At 75.1% G+C, this 23,297-nt stretch carries 23 protein-coding genes; 12 read left to right on the top strand and 11 right to left on the bottom strand.

Annotation, left to right across the window (positions count from 1 at the left end):
• Nucleotides 1–52 precede the first annotated feature (52 nt).
• From M0638_RS17950 to M0638_RS17915, 8 genes are all read left to right on the top strand, one after another.
• Complete coding sequence (locus M0638_RS17950) at nucleotides 53–1,834, top strand: amino acid ABC transporter ATP-binding/permease protein (RefSeq protein ID WP_248668376.1); 1,782 nt, start codon at nucleotides 53–55, stop codon at nucleotides 1,832–1,834.
• A gap of 619 nt (nucleotides 1,835–2,453) precedes the next feature.
• Nucleotides 2,454–3,062, top strand: a complete 609-nt coding sequence (gene atpH / locus M0638_RS17945) for an ATP synthase F1 subunit delta (RefSeq protein ID WP_248668375.1) — start codon at nucleotides 2,454–2,456, stop codon at nucleotides 3,060–3,062.
• 1 nt (nucleotide 3,063) lies between these two features.
• Nucleotides 3,064–4,599 (top strand): F0F1 ATP synthase subunit alpha, encoded by a 1,536-nt coding sequence (gene atpA, locus M0638_RS17940; protein ID WP_248668374.1) that lies wholly within the window; start codon nucleotides 3,064–3,066, stop codon nucleotides 4,597–4,599.
• A gap of 22 nt (nucleotides 4,600–4,621) precedes the next feature.
• The gene (locus tag M0638_RS17935; protein ID WP_248668373.1) at nucleotides 4,622–5,521 is read left to right on the top strand and encodes a F0F1 ATP synthase subunit gamma; all 900 of its coding nucleotides are present in this window, start codon (nucleotides 4,622–4,624) and stop codon (nucleotides 5,519–5,521) included.
• A gap of 72 nt (nucleotides 5,522–5,593) precedes the next feature.
• Nucleotides 5,594–7,021, top strand: a complete 1,428-nt coding sequence (gene atpD, locus M0638_RS17930) for a F0F1 ATP synthase subunit beta (RefSeq protein WP_248668372.1) — start codon at nucleotides 5,594–5,596, stop codon at nucleotides 7,019–7,021.
• Nucleotides 7,022–7,040: 19 nt separating this feature from the next.
• Nucleotides 7,041–7,454: an ATP synthase F1 subunit epsilon gene (atpC, locus tag M0638_RS17925; RefSeq protein WP_248668371.1), complete on the top strand. Its 414-nt coding sequence runs from the start codon at nucleotides 7,041–7,043 to the stop codon at nucleotides 7,452–7,454.
• Between the two features lie 332 nt (nucleotides 7,455–7,786).
• Nucleotides 7,787–8,650, top strand: coding sequence for a ferritin-like domain-containing protein (locus tag M0638_RS17920; RefSeq protein WP_248668370.1), 864 nt, complete (start codon nucleotides 7,787–7,789; stop codon nucleotides 8,648–8,650).
• Nucleotides 8,651–8,850: 200 nt separating this feature from the next.
• Entirely contained in the window at nucleotides 8,851–9,942 is a 1,092-nt protein-coding gene (locus M0638_RS17915; RefSeq protein ID WP_248668369.1) for an endo-1,4-beta-xylanase, read from the top strand.
• A 293-nt stretch (nucleotides 9,943–10,235) separates the two neighbouring features.
• Here the strand turns inward: M0638_RS17915 and M0638_RS17910 are convergent, their stop codons facing one another.
• The 3 genes from M0638_RS17910 to M0638_RS17900 all read right to left on the bottom strand — a co-directional run bounded on the left by M0638_RS17910 (nucleotide 10,236) and on the right by M0638_RS17900 (nucleotide 12,542).
• Nucleotides 10,236–10,721 (bottom strand): RNA pyrophosphohydrolase, encoded by a 486-nt coding sequence (locus tag M0638_RS17910; RefSeq protein ID WP_248668368.1) that lies wholly within the window; start codon nucleotides 10,719–10,721, stop codon nucleotides 10,236–10,238.
• Nucleotides 10,722–10,931: 210 nt separating this feature from the next.
• Nucleotides 10,932–12,116 carry a pyridoxal phosphate-dependent aminotransferase gene (locus M0638_RS17905; RefSeq protein ID WP_248668367.1) on the bottom strand — a complete coding sequence of 395 codons (1,185 nt, stop codon included), beginning with the start codon at nucleotides 12,114–12,116 and terminating at the stop codon, nucleotides 10,932–10,934.
• 147 nt (nucleotides 12,117–12,263) lie between these two features.
• A complete protein-coding gene (locus M0638_RS17900; protein WP_248668426.1) occupies nucleotides 12,264–12,542 on the bottom strand; it encodes a hypothetical protein in 279 nt (92 codons plus the stop codon).
• Nucleotides 12,543–13,245: 703 nt separating this feature from the next.
• Between M0638_RS17900 and M0638_RS17890 the strand changes: the two genes are divergently transcribed.
• The gene (locus tag M0638_RS17890) at nucleotides 13,246–13,473 is read left to right on the top strand and encodes a Trm112 family protein (RefSeq protein ID WP_248668366.1); all 228 of its coding nucleotides are present in this window, start codon (nucleotides 13,246–13,248) and stop codon (nucleotides 13,471–13,473) included.
• A 17-nt stretch (nucleotides 13,474–13,490) separates the two neighbouring features.
• Nucleotides 13,491–13,865, top strand: coding sequence for a gamma-butyrobetaine hydroxylase-like domain-containing protein (locus M0638_RS17885; protein WP_248668365.1), 375 nt, complete (start codon nucleotides 13,491–13,493; stop codon nucleotides 13,863–13,865).
• Between the two features lie 467 nt (nucleotides 13,866–14,332).
• On the opposite strand, the gene M0638_RS17880 is transcribed toward M0638_RS17885, so the two are convergent.
• Nucleotides 14,333–15,508 carry a 4-hydroxybenzoate 3-monooxygenase gene (locus M0638_RS17880; RefSeq protein WP_345893045.1) on the bottom strand — a complete coding sequence of 392 codons (1,176 nt, stop codon included), beginning with the start codon at nucleotides 15,506–15,508 and terminating at the stop codon, nucleotides 14,333–14,335.
• Nucleotides 15,509–16,063: 555 nt separating this feature from the next.
• On the opposite strand from M0638_RS17880, the gene M0638_RS17875 reads away from it, so the two are divergent.
• Nucleotides 16,064–16,489: a Rap1a/Tai family immunity protein gene (locus M0638_RS17875; protein ID WP_248668363.1), complete on the top strand. Its 426-nt coding sequence runs from the start codon at nucleotides 16,064–16,066 to the stop codon at nucleotides 16,487–16,489.
• Nucleotides 16,490–16,503: 14 nt separating this feature from the next.
• Nucleotides 16,504–16,806 (top strand): glycine zipper domain-containing protein, encoded by a 303-nt coding sequence (locus M0638_RS17870; protein ID WP_248668362.1) that lies wholly within the window; start codon nucleotides 16,504–16,506, stop codon nucleotides 16,804–16,806.
• A 223-nt stretch (nucleotides 16,807–17,029) separates the two neighbouring features.
• Here the strand turns inward: M0638_RS17870 and M0638_RS17865 are convergent, their stop codons facing one another.
• Genes M0638_RS17865 through M0638_RS17835 form a run of 7 tightly spaced genes read right to left on the bottom strand, consistent with a single transcriptional unit; the run spans nucleotide 17,030 to nucleotide 23,065 of the window.
• Nucleotides 17,030–18,742 carry a complex I subunit 5 family protein gene (locus M0638_RS17865; RefSeq protein ID WP_248668361.1) on the bottom strand — a complete coding sequence of 571 codons (1,713 nt, stop codon included), beginning with the start codon at nucleotides 18,740–18,742 and terminating at the stop codon, nucleotides 17,030–17,032.
• Nucleotides 18,743–18,776: 34 nt separating this feature from the next.
• Nucleotides 18,777–20,282 (bottom strand): complex I subunit 5 family protein, encoded by a 1,506-nt coding sequence (locus M0638_RS17860; protein WP_248668360.1) that lies wholly within the window; start codon nucleotides 20,280–20,282, stop codon nucleotides 18,777–18,779.
• Nucleotides 20,282–20,818: an NADH-quinone oxidoreductase subunit K gene (locus tag M0638_RS17855; protein ID WP_248668359.1), complete on the bottom strand. Its 537-nt coding sequence runs from the start codon at nucleotides 20,816–20,818 to the stop codon at nucleotides 20,282–20,284. The genes M0638_RS17860 and M0638_RS17855 overlap by 1 nt, the downstream gene beginning before the upstream one ends.
• Nucleotides 20,815–21,783 carry an MnhB domain-containing protein gene (locus M0638_RS17850; protein WP_248668358.1) on the bottom strand — a complete coding sequence of 323 codons (969 nt, stop codon included), beginning with the start codon at nucleotides 21,781–21,783 and terminating at the stop codon, nucleotides 20,815–20,817. The genes M0638_RS17855 and M0638_RS17850 overlap by 4 nt, the downstream gene beginning before the upstream one ends.
• Before the next feature lie 38 nt (nucleotides 21,784–21,821).
• Nucleotides 21,822–22,154 carry a monovalent cation/H(+) antiporter subunit G gene (locus tag M0638_RS17845; protein ID WP_248668357.1) on the bottom strand — a complete coding sequence of 111 codons (333 nt, stop codon included), beginning with the start codon at nucleotides 22,152–22,154 and terminating at the stop codon, nucleotides 21,822–21,824.
• A 2-nt stretch (nucleotides 22,155–22,156) separates the two neighbouring features.
• Complete coding sequence (locus tag M0638_RS17840; RefSeq protein WP_248668356.1) at nucleotides 22,157–22,510, bottom strand: monovalent cation/H+ antiporter complex subunit F; 354 nt, start codon at nucleotides 22,508–22,510, stop codon at nucleotides 22,157–22,159.
• A 21-nt stretch (nucleotides 22,511–22,531) separates the two neighbouring features.
• Nucleotides 22,532–23,065 (bottom strand): Na+/H+ antiporter subunit E, encoded by a 534-nt coding sequence (locus M0638_RS17835; RefSeq protein ID WP_248668355.1) that lies wholly within the window; start codon nucleotides 23,063–23,065, stop codon nucleotides 22,532–22,534.
• Between the last annotated feature and the right edge of the window lie 232 nt (nucleotides 23,066–23,297).

The following is a 23,297-nucleotide window of genomic DNA, read 5'->3' as shown; positions in this document are numbered from 1 at the left end:
GGGGAAGGCGCAGCCTTCCCCGCCGGTCCTTTCCCCGGGAGCGATGACGGACATGGCTGACCCTTCCGGCCCCGCCGGCCTGCGGCCCCTGCTCGGCCGCGTCCTCGCCCTCTGGCGCCCGCGCGCTGGCTGGCTGTGGGCGGGCGGGCTGGTCGCCGTGGTGGCGGCGCTCTCCGGCGTGGCGCTGCTGGCGCTGGCCGGGCAGGGCGTGGCGGCGGTGGCGACGGATGACCGCGCCGCGCTGCTGGCCGGCACGGCGGCGCTGCTGCTGCTGCGCCCCCTGGCGCTGCTGCGCCCGCTGGCGCGCTACGCCGAGCGCCTGGTGACGCACGCCGCCACCTTCCGCGCCCTGGCCGATACGCGGCTCTGGTTCTTCCGCCGCCTCGCCGAGCGCCTGCCCGCCGGCATCGGCCTGCGCCGCTCCGGCGACCTGCTGGGGCGGCTGGTGACCGATGTCGAGTCGCTGGACGGGCTCTACCTGCGCGCCCTGGTGCCGGCGGCGGCGGCGCTGGCCGTGCTGCTGGCCGTGGCGCTGGCGCTCGGCGCGCTGTCGCCGCTGCTGGCGCTGCTGGTGGCGCTGCCGCTCGCCGTCGCCCTGCTGCTGCCGGTGCTGATCGCCCCGGGCGCGGTGCGCGCCGGCGACCGCGTGGCCGGGACGCAGGGCGAGTTGCGCGCGGCGGTGGTCGACCCGCTGCTCGGGCTGGAGGACACGCTGGCGGCCAATGCCGAGGGCCGCGCCGTGGCGCGCGTGGCGGCGGCCGGCGAGCGGCTGGCGCGGGCGCAGCGCCGACTCTCCCGCCGCGCCGCCTGGGGCGGGGCGGCCGGGCTGCTGCTGACGCAACTCGCCCTGCTCGGCGCGCTGGGTTGGGGGCTGCTGTGGGCGCCTGGGCACGGCGCGGCCGCCGAGGCGGGGGGCACCCATGCCGGGCTCGCCGCCGCCGTGCTGGCGCTGTTCCTGGCCGTCGCCGCCGCCGAGACCTTCGGCGGCCTGCCGCGTGCCGGCGCCGCGCTGGCCGCCGCCGCCGCCGGCGCCCGCCGCCTGTTCGAGGCGGCCGACTCCACGCCGCCGGTGGCCGAGCCCACCGAGCCGGCCGCCCTGCCGCCCGGCAACGCGCTGCGCCTGCGCGGCGTCCGCTTCGCCTGGCCTTCGGAACGGGGGCCGTCAGGATGGGGGCCATCGGAGGGGGAGGCGGCCGGGCGGGGCGCACCCGACCGGGCGCCGGTGCTGGACGGGCTCGACCTCGACCTGCCGGAGGGCGGGCGGGTCGCGCTGCTCGGTCCCTCGGGGGCCGGCAAGTCGAGCCTCGCCGCGCTGCTGCTGAAGCTGGCCGCGCCGCAGGGCGGCAGCATCACGCTGGGTGGGGTGGATCTGGCCGCGCTGCCGGCCGCGGCGGTGCGCCAGCGCATCGCCTGCCTGACCCAGGATGCCCGCCTGTTCGACGACACGATCGCCGCCAACCTGCGCCTCGCCGATCCCGACGCGGACGAGGCGGCGCTGTGGCGCGCGCTGGACCGGGCACGCATCGGCGACCTGGTGCGCGCCCTGCCTGAAGGGCTGGGGACGCGCTGCGGCGAGGCCGGCGCCCGCTTCTCGGGCGGGCAGGCCAGGCGGCTCGCCCTGGCCCGCACCCTGCTGTCGCCGGCACCGGTGCTGATCCTGGACGAGCCGGCCGCCGGCCTCGACGCGGACACGGAGCGCGCCTTCCTGGAGACGCTGGACGAGGCGACCTCCGGGCGCTCCGTGCTGCTGATCGTCCACCGGCTGGTCGGCGTGGAGCGGCCGACGCGCATCCTGCGGCTGATCGGCGGCCGGGCGATTCCGGCCGCGGGCTAGAGCATTTTCAAGCTGAGCGTCCTCGCTCAGCGGCTCGGAAAATGCGAAAAATCAAAAGGCTAGAGCCGTTCCGGCCTGATACGGTCAGGCTGGATCGGCTCTGGAGCGGATCGCCGGCGGGCGGACACGCCCGGCGGCGTGAATCCGCGCCGGGAACAACGAGCGACGGCGAACCGCGGTCCCGACCGGACTGCGGTTCGCTGCAGGACCGTTCCGGCCTGACGTTGTCAGCCTGGAACGGCGCCAGCCTTCTGGTTTTCCGCGGTTTCCGAGCCGCCGGGCGCGTGCGCCCGGCATGAAGATGGTCTGGTGGCGCATCTCCAAACCGGGTGGCGTGTATCCAACCCGGAACGAGGCCCGCGGCGGGCCGGTCGGCCGGCGCGGGGTCCCGCGGCGCCGCCGCCGTTGCGTGGCCGGATCGCCCGGGGCGACGCACCCGGATCGAATTCGTGTCGCCCGCGGCAGGGAAGCGCCCCCCGGCGGGTTGCCGCCATGCAATGGCCTATGGTAATCGGCGCCGCCGCCGGGAGTCCTGTGCTGACGGGAAAATCCGGCCGATACGCCGTGGCCGCGCCATGCCGGACGCCGGCCGCCCTGACCCTCTCAGACGGGATCGCCCGTGGCCGCCATCGAGCCGACCCTCGCCGCCGACCTTTCCGCAACCCGTCCCTCGGGCGCCGCCGAGCGATACGCCGCGGCGCTGCTCGCCCTGGCCGACGACCGCCGGCGCGCCAACCCCGACGCGCTCGACCTGATCGCCGCCGATGTCGAGGCGCTGGGCAGGCTGGCCTCGGGGGACGAGGCCTTCCGCGCCTTCATCGCCGATCCGCGCCTCGATGCCGCGGCGCAGCGCCGCGCCGCCTTCGCGGTGCTGGAGAAGGCCGGCATCCCGGCCGGCACGGCGGTGCACAACCTGGTCGGCGTGCTGGTGAACAACCGCCGCCTCGCCCTGCTGCCCGGCGTGGTGCGCGCCTTCGCCGCGCTGCTCGCCGCGCGGCGCGGCCAGCAGACGGCGGAGGTGACCACCGCCCACGGCCTCTCCGACACCCAGCGCGCGCAGATCACGGCGCGGCTGACCGAGGCCGGCTATTCCGGCGTGAAGCTGATCGAGCGCACCGATCCGTCCATCCTGGGCGGCCTCGTGGTGCGCATCGGCTCGCGCCTGTTCGACAGCTCGATAAAGTCAAAGCTGCAGCGACTGCAGTACGCCATGAAGGGGGCCGCCTGATATGGACATCCGTCCCGCCGAGATCTCGGAGATCCTCAAGCAGCAGATCGCCGGGTTCGACGCCGAAGCGAATGTCGCCGAGGTGGGCACCGTGCTGACCGTGGGCGACGGCATCGCCCGCGTCTACGGCCTGCAGAACGTCATGGCCGGCGAGCTGGTGAACTTCCCCGGCGCCGGCGTGAAGGGCATGGCGCTGAACCTCGAGACCGACAACGTCGGCGTGGTGATCTTCGGCTCCGACCAGGAGATCCGCGAGGGCGACACGGTCGAGCGCGGCCGCGAGATCGTGGACGTGCCGGTGGGCAAGGGCCTGCTCGGCCGCGTGGTGAACGCCCTCGGCGAGCCGATCGACGGCAAGGGCCCGATCGAGTACACCGAGCGCCGCCTCGTCGACGTGAAGGCGCCGGGCATCATCCCGCGCAAGTCCGTGCACGAGCCGATGCAGACCGGCATCAAGGCGATCGACGCGCTGATCCCGATCGGCCGCGGCCAGCGCGAGCTGATCATCGGCGACCGCCAGACCGGCAAGTCGGCGATCATCATCGACACCATCATCAACCAGAAGCCGATCAACGCCTCCGGCGACGAGAGCAAGAAGCTCTACTGCATCTACGTCGCGATCGGCCAGAAGCGCTCCACCGTGGCGCAGCTCGTGCGCACGCTCGAGGAGCAGGGCGCGATGGAGTACTCCATCGTCGTCGCCGCCACCGCCTCCGAGCCGGCGCCGCTCCAGTTCCTCGCCCCCTACACCGGCTGCGCCATGGGCGAGTACTTCCGCGACAACGGCATGCACGCGCTGATCGTGTACGACGACCTCTCCAAGCAGGCCGTCGCCTACCGCCAGATGTCGCTGCTGCTGCGCCGCCCGCCGGGCCGCGAGGCGTATCCGGGCGACGTGTTCTACCTGCACTCCCGCCTGCTGGAGCGCGCGGCGAAGATGGGCGAGGCCGCCGGCCTCGGCTCGCTGACCGCGCTGCCGGTGATCGAGACGCAGGCGGGCGACGTCTCGGCCTACATCCCGACCAACGTGATCTCGATCACGGACGGGCAGATCTTCCTCGAGACCGAGCTGTTCTTCCGCGGCATCCGCCCGGCGGTGAACGTCGGCCTCTCGGTCAGCCGCGTCGGCTCGGCGGCCCAGATCAAGGCGATGAAGCAGGTCGCCGGCAAGATCAAGCTGGAGCTGGCGCAGTACCGCGAGATGGCGGCCTTCGCGCAGTTCGCCTCCGACCTCGACGCCTCCACCCAGGCGCTGCTGGCGCGCGGCGCGCGGCTGACCGAGCTGCTGAAGCAGCCGCAGTACAACCCGGTGCCGGTCGAGGAGCAGGTGGTGGCGATCTTCGCCGGCACGCGCGGCTACCTCGACAAGCTGTCGCTCGCCCAGGTCGGTCCCTTCGAGAAGGGCGCGCTGACCGAGATGAAGGCGTCCGAGCCGGGCATCCTGGAGGCGATCCGCGCCGACCGCGAGATCAAGCCGGAGACGGAGAAGAAGCTGGTCGCCTTCCTCGACCGCTTCAGCAAGTCCTTCTCGGCCTGATCGCGGAGGCGGGAAACGCGGCATGGCCAACCTCAAGGAACTGCGCGGTCGCATCAACAGCGTGAAGTCCACGCGCAAGATCACGCAGGCCATGAAGATGGTCGCGGCGGCCAAGCTCCGCCGCGCCCAGGCGCAGGCCGAGGCCGCGCGGCCCTACGCCGAGCGGATGGAGCGCATGCTCGCCTCGCTCGGCCGCGCCGTCGCCGGCGCGCCGGACGCGCCGCGCATGCTGGTGGGCACCGGCAGGGAGGACGTCCACCTGCTGGTGGTCGTCACCGGCGACCGCGGCCTTGCCGGCGCCTTCAACAGCAACGTGGGCCGCTTCGCGCGCAACCACATCCGCATGCTGGAGGGCCAGGGCCGGACGGTGAAGCTGCTCACCGTCGGCCGCAAGGGCACCACCTATCTGCGCCGCGACTTCGGCGGCCGCCTCGTCGGCGAGATCTCGTATCTCGGCCGCAAGACCATCGGCTTCGACGCGGCCGAGGAGATCGCGCTCCGCATCACCGGGATGCTGGAGCGGGGCGAGTTCGACGTCTGCTCGCTGATCTACAACCGCTGGAAGAACGTGATCACCCAGACGCCCACCGAGCAGCGCCTGATCCCGGCGCCGATGCCGGAGGGCGAGTTGGCGGCCGAGGCCGCGACCTCGCCCGCCGGGGCGCCCGCGCTCTACAGCTACGAGCCGACCGAGGAGGAGATCCTCTCCGCGCTGCTGCCGCGCAACCTCGCGATCCAGATCTACCGCGCCCAGCTCGAGAGCGTGGCCGGCTTCTACGGGTCGCAGATGAACGCGATGGACAACGCCACCCGCAACGCGGGCGAGATGATCAACCGCCTCACGCTCAACTACAACCGCACGCGCCAGGCCAACATCACCAGCGAGCTGATCGAGATCATCTCGGGTGCCGAGGCCCTCTGATGCCGCCCGATCGTGGAGCGCCGCAGGCGCGGAACGTGAATCGGTCGGTCGGATAAAAGGAACGTACTCACCATGAAGAACAACGTCGGCAAGGTCACGCAGGTGCTGGGCGCGGTGGTGGACGTGCAGTTCCCCGACCAGCTTCCCTTCATCCTGAACGCGCTGACCACCAAGGTGGGCGACCGCACCCTGGTGCTGGAGGTCGCGCAGGAGCTGGGCGAGCGCACCGTGCGCTGCATCGCCATGGACACCACGGACGGCCTCGTCCGCGGCACCGAGGTGGTGGACACCGGCGCGGGCATCTCCGTCCCCGTCGGGCCCGGCACGCTGGGCCGCATCGTCAACGTCATCGGCGAGCCGATCGACGAGCGCGGCTCGGTCCCGGCCGAGAAGGCCATGCCGATCCACCGCGAGGCCCCGGCCTTCGACGAGCAGGCGACGGCGGCCGAGATCCTGGTCACGGGCATCAAGGTGATCGACCTGCTGGCCCCGTACCTGAAGGGCGGCAAGATCGGCCTGTTCGGCGGCGCCGGCGTCGGCAAGACCGTCACCATCCAGGAGCTCATCAACAACATCGCCAAGGGCCATGGCGGCGTGTCGGTCTTCGCGGGCGTCGGCGAGCGTACCCGCGAGGGCAACGACCTCTACCACGAGATGATCGACGCGGGCGTCATCAAGCTCGGCGAGAACACCACCGACGGCTCCAAGGTGGCGCTGGTCTACGGCCAGATGAACGAGCCGCCGGGCGCGCGCGCCCGCGTCGCGCTGTCCGGCCTGACCATGGCCGAGTACTTCCGCGACGAGCAGGGCCAGGACGTCCTGTTCTTCATCGACAACATCTTCCGCTTCACCCAGGCGGGCGCCGAGGTGTCGGCGCTGCTCGGCCGCATCCCCTCGGCGGTGGGCTACCAGCCGACGCTGGCCACCGACATGGGCCAGTTGCAGGAGCGCATCACCTCCACGAAGAAGGGCTCGATCACCTCGGTGCAGGCCATCTACGTGCCCGCCGACGACCTGACCGACCCCGCGCCCGCCACCTCCTTCGCCCACCTCGACGCGACGACGGTGCTGAACCGCTCCATCGCCGAGCTCGGCATCTTCCCGGCCGTGGACCCGCTCGACTCCACCTCCCGCGCGCTCGACCCGCGCGTGGTGGGCGAGGAGCACTACCGCGTCGCGCGCGAGGTGCAGCGGGTGCTCCAGACCTACAAGTCGCTGCAGGACATCATCGCCATCCTCGGGATGGACGAGCTGTCGGAGGAGGACAAGCTGATCGTCGCGCGCGCGCGCAAGATCCAGCGCTTCCTCTCGCAGCCCTTCCACGTCGCCGAGGTCTTCACCGGCACGCCGGGCGTCTTCTGCAAGCTCGAGGACACGATCCGCTCCTTCGCGGGCATCGTCTCCGGCGAGTACGACCACCTGCCCGAGGCCGCCTTCTACATGGTCGGCACCATCGAGGAGGCGGTGAAGAAGGCCGAAGGCCTGAAGCAGGCGGCCTGATCCCCAGGGAAGCATGACGATGGCGGACACGTTCCAGCTCGAACTCGTCTCGCCGGAGCGGCTGCTGCTCGCCCGCCCCGTCGAGATGGCGACCCTGCCGGCGGCCGAGGGCGAGATGGGCGTGCTGCCCGGCCACTCGCCGATGATCGTGGCGCTGCGCGGCGGCGTCATCACCGTGCGCGAGAACGGCGCCGAGACGGAGAGGCTCTTCGTCTTCGGCGGCTTCGCCGAGGTAACGCCCGAGCGCGTCACCGTGCTGGCCGACGAGGCGACCCCGGTCGCCCGCCTGTCCCGCGCCGAGGCGGAAGGCCGCGTCGCCGAGGCCGAGGCGGCCCTCGCCGGTCTCGCCGAGGCGACGCCGGAGCAGCGCGACCTGGCGATGCAGCGCCTGCTCTCGGCCCAGGCGATGGTCGCGGCCGCCCAGGCGGCCTGACCGGGCTGCCCGAGGCTTCGCGCCGGCGGACCGTACGGGCCGGCGGCGCCTCTCTCCCGGCCGCCGGTGATCCGGCCCGCCGGTTCCGCCTCGCGGCGTGACCGGCGGCGGGATGCCCCCTCGCGCCCGTCCCGCCGGGGCCCCGCCCTGCGGCCGCCCTTCTCCGGGGCGCGGTGTCACCGGACGGCAACACAAGCGTGGCAACCCGTGCGCCGAAGCCTCCGCGCCCGTGGCCTTGCCCTATATCCTATCCCTCCGCCCCGGCCCCTCCCGTGGCGCGCCCCGACGGGGTTGGCCGGCGGGGCCGACCGGACGGGACTGGCAGGAGCCGCATGAAGCACTGGCGCATCGATCAGGTCGGCTGGGACCGTTTCGACCCGTCGCTGGCCGAGCCCGGGATCGTGCCGCTGGTGAAGGCCGCGGCCATGGTCGAGAAGAACGGGCTCGACTACGCCGTCTACCTGAACCGGGTCTTCGGCGACGATCCCGACTTCCGCCAGGCCGCCGACAACTGGGCGGTCGAGGAGGTGCAGCACGGCGACGCGCTCGGCCGCTGGGCCATGCTGGCCGACCCGTCCTGGGACTTCGACACGGCCTTCGCCCGCTACCGCGCCGGCTACCAGATCAACCTCGACGCCGACGCCTCGATCCGCGGCAGCCGCACCGGCGAGCTGATCGCGCGCTGCATGGTGGAGACCGGCACCTCCTCCTACTACACCGCCCTCGGCGACGAGACGCGCGAGCCGGTGCTGCGCGAGATCTGCCGCCTGATCGCGGCCGACGAGTACCGCCACTTCAAGCTGTTCTACGACCACATGCGCCGCTACCTGGCGCGCGAGAACCTCTCCTTCCTCCGCCGCCTGCGCGTCGCCGCCGGCCGCATCGGCGAGACGGAGGACGACGAGCTGGCCTACGCCTTCCACTGCGGCAACGAGCCGGAAACCATCCCCTACGATCATGCGCGCTGCAGCGCCGGCTACATGGGCCGGGCGATGCAGGTCTACCGCTTCCGGCACATCGAGCGGAGCATGGGCATGGTCTTCAAGTCGATCGGGCTGACGCCGCGCGGCCGCCTCTCGGACCTCGCCGCGAAGGGCGCGTGGCGGCTGCTCTGCTGGCGGCGGGAGCGCTACCGGCAGGCGCTGGAGCGCGCCGCCAACGAGAACGCCCCCGGCGGCAGGGCGGCCGCGGCCTGAGCCGGCCCGTGCGACCGGCGGCGCCGCGCCCCTCGGCCGCCGGACGGCGGGCGCTGCTCGGAGCCGCCGGCGTGGCCCTGGCCGGGGTGGCGCGCGCCCCCGCCCACGCTCAGGAGAGTTCTGCCGCCCCGGCAGGCACGGGCGCGCCCGCGTCGCCGGATACCCCGCCGGCGCCCGCCCCGTCAGGGCTCACGCCGCCGGTGCCCACCCCGCCCGCGCCCACCCCTCCCGCGAACGGCGCGGCGGGCGCCGGCACGCCTGGCCTCGGCGTGCTGGGCCTCCGGCGCGGCGTCACCTTCGGCACCGCCGTGCAGGGCGGCTGGCTGGACACCGAGCCGGCCTACGCCGCCATGGTCGCGGCGGAAGCGGCGCTGCTGGTGCCGGAATGGGAGGGCAAGTGGTCCGCCCTGCAGCCGCAGGAGGGCCGCTTCGACTTCGCGCCGCTCGACAGGATCCTCCGCTTCGGCCTGCGGCATCGCAGGCAGGTGCGCGGCCACGCGCTGGTCTGGCACCAGGCCATGCCGGACTGGCTGCTCACCGCGCTGGCCGAGGGGCCGCAGCGCGCGCGCGCCGTGCTGGAGGCGCACATCGCCACCGTGCTCGACCGCACCCGCCGGCAGGTGCGCGACTGGGACGTGGTGAACGAGGTGGTCGCGGACGTCGCCGGCTCCGACACGCCGCAGGCCGGTCCCGGCGAGCTGCGCGACTCGCCCTGGCTGCGCGCGCTGGGGCCCGGCTACATCGACCTCGCCCTGCGCCTCGCCCGCGAGCGCGACGCGACGCTGCGCCTCGTGCTGAACGACTACGGCACCGAATCCGACGAGCCCTGGTCGCTGGAGAAGCGGCGGCGCCTGATGCGGCTGGTGCGCGGCCTGCTCGAACGCGGCGTGCCCCTGGATGCGGTCGGCATCCAGGGGCACCTTCAGATGAGCGAGCGTTTCAGCCCCGAAGGCTTCCGGGCCCATGTCGAGGAGCTGCGCAGCCTCGGCCTCGCCGTGCTGATCACCGAGCTCGACGTGCGCGAGGCGCCCCGGATCGCGCCCGACATCGCGCAGCGTGACGCGGCGGTGGCCGAGCGGGTGCAGTCCTTCGTCGCCGCCGGGCTGGCGGGCGGGGTGCGGACCGTCCTCACCTGGGGCCTGTCCGACCGGGAATCCTGGCTGCTGCGCGACCCCGACGTGGCCCGCCGGGACGGGGCGCAGCATCGCGGCCTGCCCTTCGACGAGGAGCGCCGGCGCCGGCCGATGTGGCAGGCCCTGGCCGACGCCTTCGCCACCCTGCCGGAGCGCTGAACGGGGCGCCGACGGGCTGACACGCCCGGCGGCGTGAATCCGCGCCGGGAACAACGAGCGACAGCGAACCGCCGTCCCAACCGGACTGCGGTTCGCTGTAAACGGGGCGCCGCCCCGGACCCCGCCAGGGAAGGCGCCGCCTTCCCTTGGAACCCATCCGCCAAGGGGCGAGGCCCCCTTGGATCCCCCTTGCGGGAAACGGGCGCGGGCGGCGCCCGGCGCGTCGGAAATGCGCCGGATCGAAAGACCGGAACGGCCCTGGAAAGTCCGGTCGATGGAATCGGCCGGCCGGATCAGCGCGCCGCGAAGCGGGCGAAGGCCGGCACCAGCGCCCGGTAGATCGCCAGCTTGAAGCCCACCGCCAGCGTCGGCAGCTCCTCCAGCCGCGCCCAGCGCCAGGCGTCGAATTCCGGGTGCGGGTCGGCATCCAGGCGGATGTCGCTGTCCTGCCCCGTGAAGCGCAGCGCGAACCAGCGCTGCCGCTGGCCGCGATACTTCCCGCCCAGCGCCTTGCCCAGCAGCTCCGGCGGCAGGTCGTAGCTCAGCCACTCGTCGTGCTCGGCGATGATCTCGGCCTTGTCGGTGCCGATCTCCTCGGCCAGCTCGCGCAGCACGGCCTGGCGCGGGTCCTCGCCCGGGTCCATGCCGCCCTGGGGAAGCTGCCAGCCCCCGGCCGGCCCCTCGGCGTTCGGGAAGTCGGCGCGGCGGGCGACGAAGACGAGGCCCCCGGCGTTGAACAGCACCGCGCCGACATTGGGGCGATAGGGAAGGTCGCTCATCGGGGCTCCGGGACAGGCGGCGGCGCCGTCGCGCCGGCCTCGGGTTGCGGGGGCGGCGCCACCGCGCGGCGGCGCCTCGGCGCGCCCGTTCTCCCGCATTTCCGGCGCCGAGTCGAACCGGCCCGCCACGCGCGGCGCGGTCCGCACTGGTCGGGCCTTGCGCCGGCCGGGCGGCGCCCCGGGACGGGCCGGCGGACGCCGCCTCGGGCGTCAGCCACCCCGGAAGAAGCGGTCCAGCCGCCCGCAGGCCTCCGCCAGCCGCTCCTCCGCCACGGCGAAGCAGAGCCGCAGGCAGCCCTCCCCGGCCGGCCCGAAGGCGACGCCCGGCGCCAGCCCCACCTTCGCCTCGCGCAGGATGCGCTTGGCGAGCGAGAGGCTGTCCCGCTCCCCGTCCACCGCCAGGAACAGGTACATGGCGCCACGCGGCACCGGCGCGTGCAGGCCCGGCACCCGGTTCAGCAGCCCGGCGGCGAGGTCGCGGCGCGCGCGCAGGGTCCCGGTGGTGGCGGTCACGAAGTCGTCGCCCTCGTCCAGCGCCGCCACGCCCGCGCGCTGCACGAAGGTGGGGGCGCAGGAGGTGTTGTATTCCGTGACCTTGTTGAAGGCCGGCATCAGCGTCGGCGGCAGCACCAGCCAGCCCAGGCGCCAGCCGGTCATCGCCCAGCTCTTGGAGAAGCTGTTGACCACCACCAGCCGGTCCTCGGGCGAGGCGATGTCGAGGAAGGAGGGGGCGCGCCCCGGCGCCGACCCGCCCGCGTCGTCGAAGCAAAGCCGCTCGTACACCTCGTCGGCCAGGATCCAGACGCCGAGCCGGCGGCAATGGTCGAGCACGGCGCGCTGCTCGTCGCGCGTCAGCGTCCAGCCCGTGGGATTGGCCGGCGAGTTCAGGATCACCAGCCGCGTGTCGGGCCGGATCGCCGCCAGCAGCTCGTCGAGGCCGATCTGCCACAGCCCGTTGGACAGGCGCAGCGGCACCGTCTCCACCGCGGCGCCGAGCAGGCGGGGAATCTCGGAGAGGTTGGGCCAGTGCGGCGTGGGCAGCAGCACGCGGTCGCCGGGATCGAGCAGCGCCTGGCAGGCCAGCATCAGCGCGTTCACGCCGGCGCTGGTGACGCAGATGCGCTCGACCGGGACGGTGCGGCCGGCGCGGGCGTTGTAGCGCGCGATCGCCTCGCGCAGCTCGCGCAGGCCGAGATTGGCGGCGTAGAAGGTCTCGCCCGCGTCCAGGGAGCGGTGTGCCGCCTCGGTGATGAAGCGGGGCGTGGCGACGTCGGCCTCGCCGAACCAGAGCGGGATGACGCCGGTGAGGTCGGGCAGGGACTCGGCCACCGCGCGGATGGCCGAGGCTTCGAGCGACGCGATGGCGGGGCGGGCGGTGGCGGGAAAAGCTGGCATGGTCGGGATCCGGGAAGTCCGGGGACTGCATGCGCCGGGCCGGGCGGGATGCCAAGGGTGGGGGCCGGGGGCCGCATCGGGGGCAGTGCCGCGCCCTGCGGCCGGGCGGCCTCCCGGGTGGCCTCCCCGGTGGCCTCCCAGATGGCCTCAGGGTGTCGTCGCGCCCACCTCGGGGGTGCCGAGATCGGCGACGCGGAAGTAGAGCGACAGCGACCCGGCCCCGGCGGCATTCAGGCGCAGCAGCGCCGTGTCGCCATGCACCCGCACCAGCTCCCATTGCAGCGCGGCGGGAACCGCGTGGCAGCCCATCCGGCGCAGGGAATCCCGCCAGCCCGCATCCTGCGGCTGGTGCAGGATGGTGCCGCTCTGCTGGCGCAGCGTGTCGGCGGCGGCGCAGCCCACCGCGTCGTTGCGGCGTACCCGCACCCGGCTGACGAATCGCCCGGGCAGTGTGGCGGGCGGGGGGGCGGCCGACGGCGGCGCCGTCGTTGCAGCGCCAGGGGCAGCGCCGGGGGTGGTGCCTGGGGCGGGGGTGGAATCGGGCGGCTCGGCGGTGGCGGGCGGCACGGCGACCGGGGCGGCGGCCGCCAGCTTCGCGGCCCCGGATGGCGGGGCCTGAGCGGGGATCGGTGGCGGCGGTGGCGTGGCCGGGGGCAGCGGCAGCGTGGCCGAGGGGGACGACAGCCGGTCCCGCCGGGCCTCCGCCTGGTCGGCCGGCCTCTGGGCCCGCCGGCGCGCGGGCTGGGTCCTGGCACGCTCGCCCTGGCGCGCGGCCACGGGCTGGCGGTCCGGCTTCGGCGGCGGCGCGGCGCAGGCGGCCATGGTCGGCATCAGGCTGGCCAGCAGGATCAGGCCGCACCAGGGCGGTGGCCGGGCGGACGGGGCCGGGACCGCGCCCGCGGCACCGCATGGGCGGGCCCGGAGGATCGACCGGGCGCGAACGGTCCGGAACATGCATCCCGCATTAGGACATCCTCGGCCGCGGCGGAATCGCCGCGCCGGGAGCGGAACGGACCGGCGCGGATGGCGGGCGGCGGCGGCGCTGCACGGTTTGCGGCCCGGGCGATCTGCCGTAAGCAGGGTGCGCGGGGCGGCGCCGGATGGCCGCCCCGCCCAGGACCGAGATACCATGACCGAGCCGAGCCAGTCCCACGCCGATCCAGCCCCGTCCGATCCCGCACCGGGCGGGGCGGTCGATCCCAAGCTCCTGGAGATCCTGGTATGCCCGGTCACCAAGGGGCCGCTGCGCTACGACGCCGCGCGCGGCGAGCTGGTGAGCGAGCAGGCCGGGCTCGCCTACCCGATCCGCGACGGCATCCCGATCATGCTGCCCGGCGAGGCGCGGCAGCTGCGCTAGCGCGCCGGCCCGTCGCCATGGCGGCCCCGGCACCGGTCGAGATACGCCTGCGCGAGGCGGGCCGCCTGCTCGACGTCTCGTTCCGCGACGGCGCCCGCTTCGCGCTGCCGGCCGAGTACCTGCGGGTGGAGAGTCCCTCGGCCGAGGTGCAGGGCCACGCGCCCGGGCAGCGCGTGCTGGTGCACGGGCGGCGCGAGGTCGGGATCATGCGCATCGAGCCGGTCGGCAACTACGCCGTCAGGCTGGTCTTCGACGACCTGCACGACACCGGCATCTACAGCTGGGACCTGCTCTACGCGCTGGGCGCGGAGCAGGCGTCGCGCTGGGCGGATTACGAGGCGGCGCTGGCGGCGCGCGGCCTGTCGCGCGACCCGCCGCGCCGGGGACGGTAGCGCGGGCGCCCGCGCGCCGCGCGGCGGCGCCGGGATTTCCATGACGCCGCCGGCGCGCCCCCCCGGGGCCGCGCCGCCCCGGCCTCCCGGTCGGCGGCCCGGGGCCTGCCCGTAAGGGCCGCGGGGCGGGGCGGCGGCGTCCTGGCCCTCGCGGCGCCGCCGCGCCAGGGAACTCCCGGCGCCGCCGCGCGGCGCGCGGGCGCCCGCGCGCCGCGCGGCGGCGCCGGGATTTCCATGGCGCCGACGGCGCCGGGATTTCCATGGCGCGGCGGCGCCGGGATTTCCATGACGCCGCCGGCGCGCCCCGCCGGGGCCGCGCCGCCCCGGCCTCCCGGTCGGCGGCCCGGAGCCTGCCCGAAAGGCCCGCGGGCCGGGCCGGCGGGTCCTTGCCGCGCCCGAGGGGAGGGGGAAGCGTCGGGACCCCGGCACGCTGCGCCGCATCGCGCCGGCGGCCACCCGACAGGCGTTCAGCCGAGCGGCATGCCGACGTAGTTCTGCGCCAGCACGGTGGCGGCCGGCAGCGAGGTGGTGATCAGCTCCAGCTCGGCGAGCTGGCGGCGATCGTCGAATTCGCTGGCGTCGGCGAAGCGGTGCAGCATCGAGGTCATCCACCAGGAGAAGTGCTGCGCGCGCCAGATCCGCCGCAGCGCCGCGGCGGGATAGCCGTCGAGCAGTTCCGGGGAGCCGGTGGCGTAGTGGCTGCCGATGGCGCGCGCGAGCAGGAACACGTCGTTCACCGCGAGGTTCAGCCCCTTGGCGCCGGTGGGCGGCACGATGTGCGCGGCATCGCCCGCGAGGAACAGCCGGCCGTGGCGCATCGTCTCGCAGACGAAGCTGCGCATCGGCACGATGCCCTTCTGGAAGATCGCGCCCTCGCGCAGGCGGAATCCCTGGCCCTCGGTGCGCGCCTGCAGCTCCTCCCAGATACGGTCGTCCGACCAGTTCTCCACGCTGTCGCTCGGATCGCACTGGAAGTACATGCGCTGCACCTCCGGCGAGCGCGTGCTGATCAGCGCGAAGCCGCGCTCGTGGCGGGCGTAGATCAGCTCGTCCGAGGAAGGCGGGGCCTTGGCGAGGATGCCGAACCAGCCGAAGGGATAGACGCGCAGGTACTCCCGGCGCGCCGCTTCCGGAATGGTGGCGCGGCCGATGCCGTGGAAGCCGTCGCAGCCGGCGACGAAGTCGCACTCCAGCGTCTCCGGCCTGCCGTCCGGGCCGGTGAGGCGGATCGCGGGGCGCTCGCCCGTGGCGTCCTCGATCGCCGTCGCCCGGTGCTCGAACAGGATCCGGCCGCCGTCGTTCAACCGGGCCTGGATCAGGTCCTTGAGCACCTCGTGCTGGGCGTAGACGGTGACGACCCGCCCCCCGGTCAGCTCGTAGAAATTGATGCGGTGGCCGCGCCCGCCGAAGCGGAGTTCGGTGCCGTGGTGCACGAAGCCCTCGCGCCGCAGCCGCTCGCCGATGCCGGTCTCGACCATCAGGTCCACCGTGCCCTGCTCCAGCACGCCGGCACGGATCGTCGCCTCGATCGACTCGCGCGAGCGGCTCTCGACGACGACGCTCTCGATGCCGCGCCGGTGCAGCAGGTGCGACAGCATCAGCCCGGCTGGACCCGCGCCGACGATTCCGACCGCTGTTCGCATCCGCATATCCCCCTCCCTGCCGCTCCGGGCACCGGGCGCCGGCATTCGTCCTCGGCGGCGTCATCCCGCCCGGTCGTCGCGGCGGCCCCGGTGACGGAACACTACAGCGAAGCCCGGCCCGTTTGGGACTGCGGTTCGCCAGAGCTCGCCGTCAGAACCCGTCGCCAGAGCCCGCGGCCTGCGGAACGACTCCTCCACGCCGCCGCGCCTGCCCGCCCGCCGTCGAGCCGGTCCGGCGCGGCCCGCGGTCATGCCCGGCGACGCGTCGCCCGCAGGAAGCCGCGGGCGACCTGCCCGCGATCCGCGGGCTGCGAGAATGCGGGGGCGGGCGGCGCGAACGGCCGGAAGCGCGGCGCGGCGAGCCGTGCGCCCGGCGCCGCGCGATGCGTCGCGGCGCCGGAATGCCTGATGCGATCAGGCGGGTTCGCGCCGGCGGTCGGATGCGTCGCCCATGCTGACGCAGAATGCCGCGCCCGGAAAGGCGCGGGGCATCGCCTGCCGACGCGATGTGTCGTAGCCTCGCGGAATTGTCGTCACCGGAGAGAACGCGACATCATGCGACACACTCTTGGAGCGGCCGCGCTGGCCGCCCTGCTGGGCGCGGCGTTGCCCGCTTCGGCGCAGCCGGCTTCCACCACCTCCGTTTCCACCACGGCCGATCTGGCGGCGGTCTGCCAGCCCGAGACCACGGGCGTGGAGCGCCTCGAGGCGATCGCCTACTGCCAGGGCTACCTGACCGCCGTGGGCCAGACGCACACCGCGCTGTATCTGAACAACCGCCGTCGCTCGCCGCTCTTCTGCGTGTCCGACCCGCCGCCGACCGTGGCGCAGTCGGGCATCGCCTTCGCCGCCTGGGCGAAGCAGAATCCGCAGTATGCGAACGAGCCCGCGGTGGACGGCCTGCTGCGCTGGGCCCAGGCCACCTATCCCTGCCCGGCGGCAGCGGCGCCGGCGCACCCGCGCTCGCGGCGCGGCCATTGAGGAGGGCCGAGGAGATGAAGAGCATCATGACGTTCCGCGCCGCCCGCTTCGCCCTGCCGATGCTCGCCGTGCTGTCGCTCGGCGCCTGCGAGGGCATGAGCGACTCGCAGCGCCGCATCGGCACCGGCGCCGCCGGCGGTGCCGCGATCGGCGGCATCGCGGGCTCCTTCAGCGGCAATGCCGGCTGGGGCGCGCTGATCGGCGCCGGCGCGGGTGCCGCGGGCGGCTACCTGTTCGACCAGTCGCAGCGCGCGCAGGACCGTGCCTTCCAGCAGGGCGTGCGCGAGGGCTACGTGCGCGGCCGCACCGGCATGTGAGCACGGCGCGGGGGCGTCGGTCCCCGCGTCCTCCAGAGGCGTCTTCCGGGGGGCGTCTCCCGGGAGACGCCCGCTCGGCCTTCCATCCCGATGGTCCGACCGTCGAGGCGCCGGACGAACGGGCCCGAGGCGCCGCTCCCGGCTTTCCCCGGGGGGGCGGATGGAGGGGATGGGTTCCGGGGCAGGCGGGGCCTGACCTGCCGGGGCCGCGCCCCGAATATCCTCACCCGCCGATCAGCATCGTCCCGATCAGCGCCAGCGCCACCAGCAGCAGCGCGATCCCCGCCGCCGTCCAGTCGCGCAGCACCGCCTCCACCCGTGCCAGCGGCCCGGCGAGGCAGGCGGCCCGGTCCCAGGCCCGCACGCCGAACACCACCACGTCGCCTTCCGGCACGGCCGGCAGCCGGTCCCGCACCCGGCGCAGCCCGAAATACAGCAGCAGGCCGAGCAGCGGCGGCCACGCTGCCTCCCACAGCGCAGCGGGGGTCAGCGCCAGCGTGGGATCGCCGGGAAAGAGCGGCCAGGGCAGCAGCAGCGCCGCGAGCAGCATGAGCAGCCAGGGCAGCACCATGCCCGCCGGGATTCCTGTGCCCGGCATCCCTGTACCCGGCATCCCTGGGGCCGGCGACCCCTGGGCGGGCACGCCCCTGCCTGTCGCGCCGCCCCGCGCCAGCCCGGCGAGCAGCGCCAGGAAGTGCAGCATCAGCAGCGTGGTGCCGGCGGCCGAGAGGCTGGCGAGCAGCTTCGCCACGCCGTCGCCCAGCACCGGCTTGGCCGCCAGCTTGGCCAGCGCCCCGCCCGTCATCGGCAGCCCGGCCATGCCGAGCGCCACCAGGGCCACCGGCAACCCCACGGACAGGAGCCCCGGCCAGCCGCGCCGCCCGGCCATCGCCATGGCGATGCCGACGGAAAGGAACAGCGCGCCCTTCGCCAGCAGGTGGTGCAGCCCGTAATAGGCCGCGACGTAGGCCGTTTCCGGCGCCGTGCCCGGCACCTCCGCCGCCATGCCGGCGCCGATCACCGCCGTCAGCACGCCCATCTGGCTGACGGTGGAGTAGGCCAGCACCGTCTTCGGGTTGCGCTGCGTGACGCCGAGCGCCACGCCGTAGAAGGCGGTGAGCAGGCCGAGCGCCAGCAGCGCCGTGCCCCAGCTGTCGCCCCAGCCGGCCGCCGCCGTGTCCAGCGGCAGGAAGCGCAGCAGGCCGATGATGCCGGCCTTGACGATCGCGCCGCTCAGCACCGCGGAGGCCGGCATCGGCGCCGCCGGGTGCGCCACCGGCAGCCAGACATGCAGCGGCACCAGCCCGGCCTTCAGCCCGAACCCGGCGACGAGCAGGCCGATGACGAGGCCGCGCCGGGGATAGTCCGGCAGCGCCGCGATCAGGTCGGCGATGGCGAGGCTCTTGCCCGGCGTGATCGCGGCCAGCAGCACGAAGCCGGCCAGCAGCGCCACCTCGCCCAGCACCGCCAGGGCGAGATAGATGTTGCCGGCGCGCCAGGCCTGCGGCGTGCGGTCGTGCATCACCAGCCCGTAGGCGGCGAGGCTGGCGAAGGAGAAGGCGACGTAGAAGCTTATGAGGTCGCCCGCGACGAAGACGCCGAGATTGCCGAACAGCGTCAGCAGCCACCACGCGGCGAAGGCGCGGTGGTGCGGCTTGCCGCGCAGATAGGCGGCGGCATAGGCGCCGGCCGCGCTCCACAGCAGCGCGGCGCCGCCGAGCAGCAGCGCGCCGGGCCGGTCCAGCGCCAACTGGATCCGCGCGGCGGCGGGGCCGAACAGCAGCGGCGGCGCGTCGGCGGCGAGCAGCGCGGCGGCCAGCGCCGGCAGCGGCGCCAGCACCAGCCAGCCGAGCGGGCGCGCGCGCGGCGCGGCGAGGCAGGCCAGCGCCATCCCGAGCGGGACGAGCAGCATCGGGACCAGCAGCGCGCCGCTCATCGGCGGGGCTTCCCGCCGGGCCTTCCGTTGGGCCTCACGGCACGCCCCCGGGCAGCCGCCCGATCTCCAGCAGGCCGAGGGAGCCGAGCGGCACGAAGCCCATCGCCACCGAGGCCAGCGCCAGCGCCAGCACCACCGCCTGCCGGCCGGGGCCGAGCCGCCGCGCCGTGCCCGCGCCGCCCGCCATGGCGCGGCTGAGCACGAGGAAGACGTAGCCGCCCGTCAGCAGCCCGCCCGCGAGCAGCACCAGCGCCCACCACCATTGCCCGCCGTTGATCGCGGCCAGCAGCAGCAGCCACTTCGCCGCGAAGCCGCCGCTGGGCGGCAGGCCCATCAGCGACAGGCCGCTCAGCCCGAAGGCCAGCACCGTGAACGGCACGGCGCGCGCGGCGGGTCCGAGGCGCGCCATCTCGTCATGGCCGAGCGATTCCGCGATCAGCCCGGCGGCCAGGAACATCGCCGCCTTGGCGAAGGCATGGGAGAGGAGCTGCAGCGCGGCGCCGAGCCAGGCATCGGTGCTGCCCGCCTGCACGTTGCCGACCAGCAGCGGGAAGACGAGGAACAGGTAGCCGATCTGCGCCACGGTGGAGTAGGCGACGAGCAGCTTCAGCCGCCGCTGCCGCAGCGCCAGCACGCTGCCGAACAGGATCGCCGCCGCGCCGAGCAGGCCGAGCAGTTGCGCGGCGGGCAGGCCGAGCAGCATCGGCATGGCGTCGAACCACAGCCGCACGATCAGGAAGATCGGCGCCTTGACCACCAGCGCGGAAAGCAGCGCGCTGGCCGCGGCCGGCGCGCCGGCATGGGCGGGCGGCAGCCACAGGTGCAGCGGGAACAGCGCCGCCTTGGCCAGCAGCCCGACCGTCATCAGCGCGGCGGCGCAGAGGCTGGCGGCGCTCGGATCGACCCGCATCCGCAGCAGCGCGATGTCGAGCGTGCCGTAGGCGCCGTAGAGCAGCGCCGTGCCGAGCAGGTAGAGCACCGAGCCGAGCAGCGCGAAGAGGAGGTAGCGCAGCGCCGCCTCGATCGTCTCGCGGCTGCCGGTCAGGCAGACCAGCGGCACGGCGGCGAAGGTCAGCAGTTCCAGCGCGACGTAGAGGTTGAACAGGTCCTGCCCCAGGAAGGCCGCGTTCAGCGAGCCCCAGAGTCCGACCAGCAGCAGCCAGAACACCGCCGGCGCGCGCCGCTCCGGACCGTCCGCCGGGCTGCGCAGGTCGGGCCAGGCGAAGGCGGCGACGGCGCAGCAGACCAGCGCGGTGGTGACGAGCAGCGCCGCCGAGAGCCCGTCCGCGCGCAGCCGCAGCCCAAGCGGCGGCGCCCAGCCGCCGATCACCTCCACCACCGCCGCGCGCGTGCCGAGCACGGTGCCGGCGATCGCCAGGGAGAGCGCGAGGCAGGCGGCGAGCAGCAGCGGCGCCAGCCGCTCCGCCCGCCGGCCGCCCAGCACCAGCATCGCCAGCACGCCGCAGAACGGCACCGCCAGTGCCAGCACGAGCAGGGGGCCGCCGGCGGTGCCGGCGGCGAGGGTCGCCGGGTCCGGCATCAGGCGGTGTCCGGAGCCGGGCGCTCGCCCCGGGGCGGGATGAGAGGCGGGATGGGAGGCGGGATGGGGCGCGCGCCGGGGGACAGGCCGCGCCGCATGCCCGGGTCGCCGGCGGGGACCGCCCCGGATGACGGGCCGGAAGGCGCGCCAGGGAGTGGGCCAGGGGAGGGGCCAGGGGAGGGGCCGGCGGCGTGGGGCGCGCCGGGGGTGGCGCCCGGCGCCGGGGCTCCGGCGGCCGGATCGGCCGGCTGGCGGTCGGCGGCGCCGGCGAGGCGCAGCAGCAGGGCGACGGCGAGCGCCGTGGCGGCGAAGGCGACGACGAGCCCCGTGATCACCATGGCCTGCGGCACCGGGTCGCCGCCGAACCCGGCCCCGGCGCCGCGCCGCGCCACCACGCCGAACACCAGGAAGATGCCGCCGCCGAGTAGGTTGAAGCCGAGGATGCGGCGCAGCGGCCGCGGATGCGTGATCACCTCGTGCAGGCCGATGCCCACCAGCGCCGCGCCGAGCAGGCCGAACAGCGTGGCGGCGTTCACCGCGCGCCCCGCGGCGGCTCGGCCGGCCCGGCGAGCAGGAGCGCGAGCAGCACGGCCAGCGACGGCGTCAGCGCGAATTCGATCAGCAGGATCAGCGGCTTGGCGACCGTCTCCGGGTAGGCGAGGAAGCTGCCCGCCAGGGCGTAGCCGGCCAGGCCGACGGCGAAGAACACGGCCGGCCCCGCCGCCAGCAGCCAGCGCAGCCCGCGGCTCCCGGTGCGCGGCAGCTCCACCAGCCCCGCCATGGCCGCCAGCAGCAGCATCGCCGCCAGCACCGTGCCGCCCTGGAAGGTGCCGCCCGGCGCCTCGGCGCCGACCCAGACCAGGTGGATGCCGAGCAGGATGCCGATCGGCGGCAACAGCCGCGCCAGCAGGACGAGCGACCCGTCCGGCGCCGCGCCGTGCCAGGGTCGCCCGGCCCAGGGTCGCCCGGCCCAGGGGCGGCCGCCCCAGGCGGCGTCCGGCGCCAGCGACCAGACGCCGACCAGCGCCAGCAGCAGCACCACCTTCTCCAGGAGCGTGTCCAGGGCGCGGTAGCCGATCAGCACCGCCGTCACCGGGTTGCCGAGGCCGAGCGCCGGCAGCCCCTCGGCGGCCGGCCGGGCGAGGCTCGGCGCCGGCGACGGCAGCAGCAGGATCGCCGCCATCAGCGCCAGCGAGACCGTGGCGCAGAGAATCCCGGCCACGGCGCGCCGGACCGGGCCGGGCGGCGGGGGCGCGCCCGGCGCCGGCCCGGCGGGCAGCCGGGCCACGGCGCCGAGCAGCAGCACGGCGGAGAGGGCGCCGATCGCCGCCTCGGTCAGCGCCACGTCCACCGCGCCGAGCCGCGTCCAGGCCAGCGCCAGCAGCAGGCCGTAGCCGAGGAAGGCCAGCAGCGCGCGGCGATCGTCCGCCGCCGCCACCGACCAGGCGGCGGCGCCCAGCGCCGCGCCGGCGAGGAGCAGGTCCAGCAATGCGCCGGTCATGGCGTGCCAGTCATGGGGTGCCGGTCATGGTTTGCCGGTCATGCGGCCGGTCCGGGCGGGCCCGCCGGCGGCGCGGCCGGGTGGGCGCCGGCCGGGTGGGCAGGGCGGGCGAGGCGGGCGAGGAGTTGCGAGCCCGTCGTGCCGGCCAGCAGCGCCAGGCCCCAGGCCAGCAGCAGCTTCAGCGCCGTCGTCGCCTCCGCCGCCTGCGCCAGCAGCCCCAGCACGACGAGGCCGAGGCCGAGGTTGTCGGCCTTGGTCAGCGCGTGCAGGCGCGTCGGCGTGTCGGGAAAGCGGATCAGGCCGAGCGTGCCGGCCAGGAAGAAGCCCAGCCCGGCGGACACGGCGAGGAGGGTGACGGTGTCGCGCAGCACGTTCAGCCTTCCCGCGCCGGCATCGCGCGGGCCGGGGCGCCCCCGTGCCCCATGGCGTCGCCCGGGCCGCTCCCCGGCGCGGCGTCCGGGACATCGCCGGCGGGGCGCTCCTGCTCGCCCAGCACGAAGGCGACGACGGCGAAGGCGGCGAGCAGCGCCAGCATCAGGGCGAGGTCCAGCAGGGCCGGCATGGCCTCCGAGGCGGCCAGCAGCAGCAGCGCGGCGATTGCGCCGGTGCCGAGGAGCTGCACGCCCATGATCCAGTCCGCCGCGGCGCCGGCGAGCATCACGCGCCACAGGCCGCAGAGCGTCATCAGCAGCACCAGGATCGCCGCGCCGCGCAGCAGGGTTTCCATGCTCGCTCCCGGTGCCCGGCCTCAGGGGCCGGTGGCGGCGGAGGGGAGGGGAGCCGGGGCGAGGAGGCGCCGGAACGCGGCCGCGTCCCGCGCCCAGGCGTCGAGCACCGGCTGGTCGAGGTCGAGCGCGTGCAGCAGCACGCCGCCATCCGCCGTGTCGCCGGCCGGCAGCGTGCCGGGGACGAGGCTCGCGGCGGCGCAGAAGGCCGCGCGCGCGTTGCCGGCGGGCAGCGCCAGGGGGGCCGCGACGAAGCCCGGCCGCAGCACCGGCCGCGGCGCGAGGGCGCGGCGCGCGACGTCGATGCCACCCAGGAGCGACTGCGCGAGCAGCCTCGGCGCATAGCCGATCAGCGCGAGCGGGCGCAGCCCGGGTCGTGACGGCGGCAGGAGCCGCAGGCTGCAGAGGGCGGCGGCCAGGACGGCCGGCAGGCCGACGAGAAGGCTGTCCGGCGCCGCGCCGGCCATCGCGACCCAGGCGACCAGCAACGGCGGCACGCGCCCGATCAGTGCGACGGACGCGCGGCGGCTCGGCACGTGGGTGGGTGATGTCGTCAAGGGGCGGGCTCCGTCGCGCTGCTAATAGGCCACGCGTCGGAGATGACGCAACGTGCCTGGTTGCAGGGGGCATCCTGCCGCTTCGGGCCGTGAGGCGCCGCTGCCGCACGGTCGGGCGACCGACCCGCGCATGCCCGGCGCCGGGTTCGTTCACCGGGCTGTCGGAACTCTTGTGTTTACAGAATCGTGAGCGAGGCGATATGGGTCCGCCGCGGCAGCACGGGCGTCACGT

Source organism: Roseomonas acroporae, assembly GCF_023223525.1.
In the GTDB taxonomy this organism is placed as follows: domain Bacteria; phylum Pseudomonadota; class Alphaproteobacteria; order Acetobacterales; family Acetobacteraceae; genus Roseomonas_E; species Roseomonas_E acroporae.
Note: the sequence above shows the minus strand (reverse complement) of the source record. Positions and strands in the feature narration are given on the sequence as shown.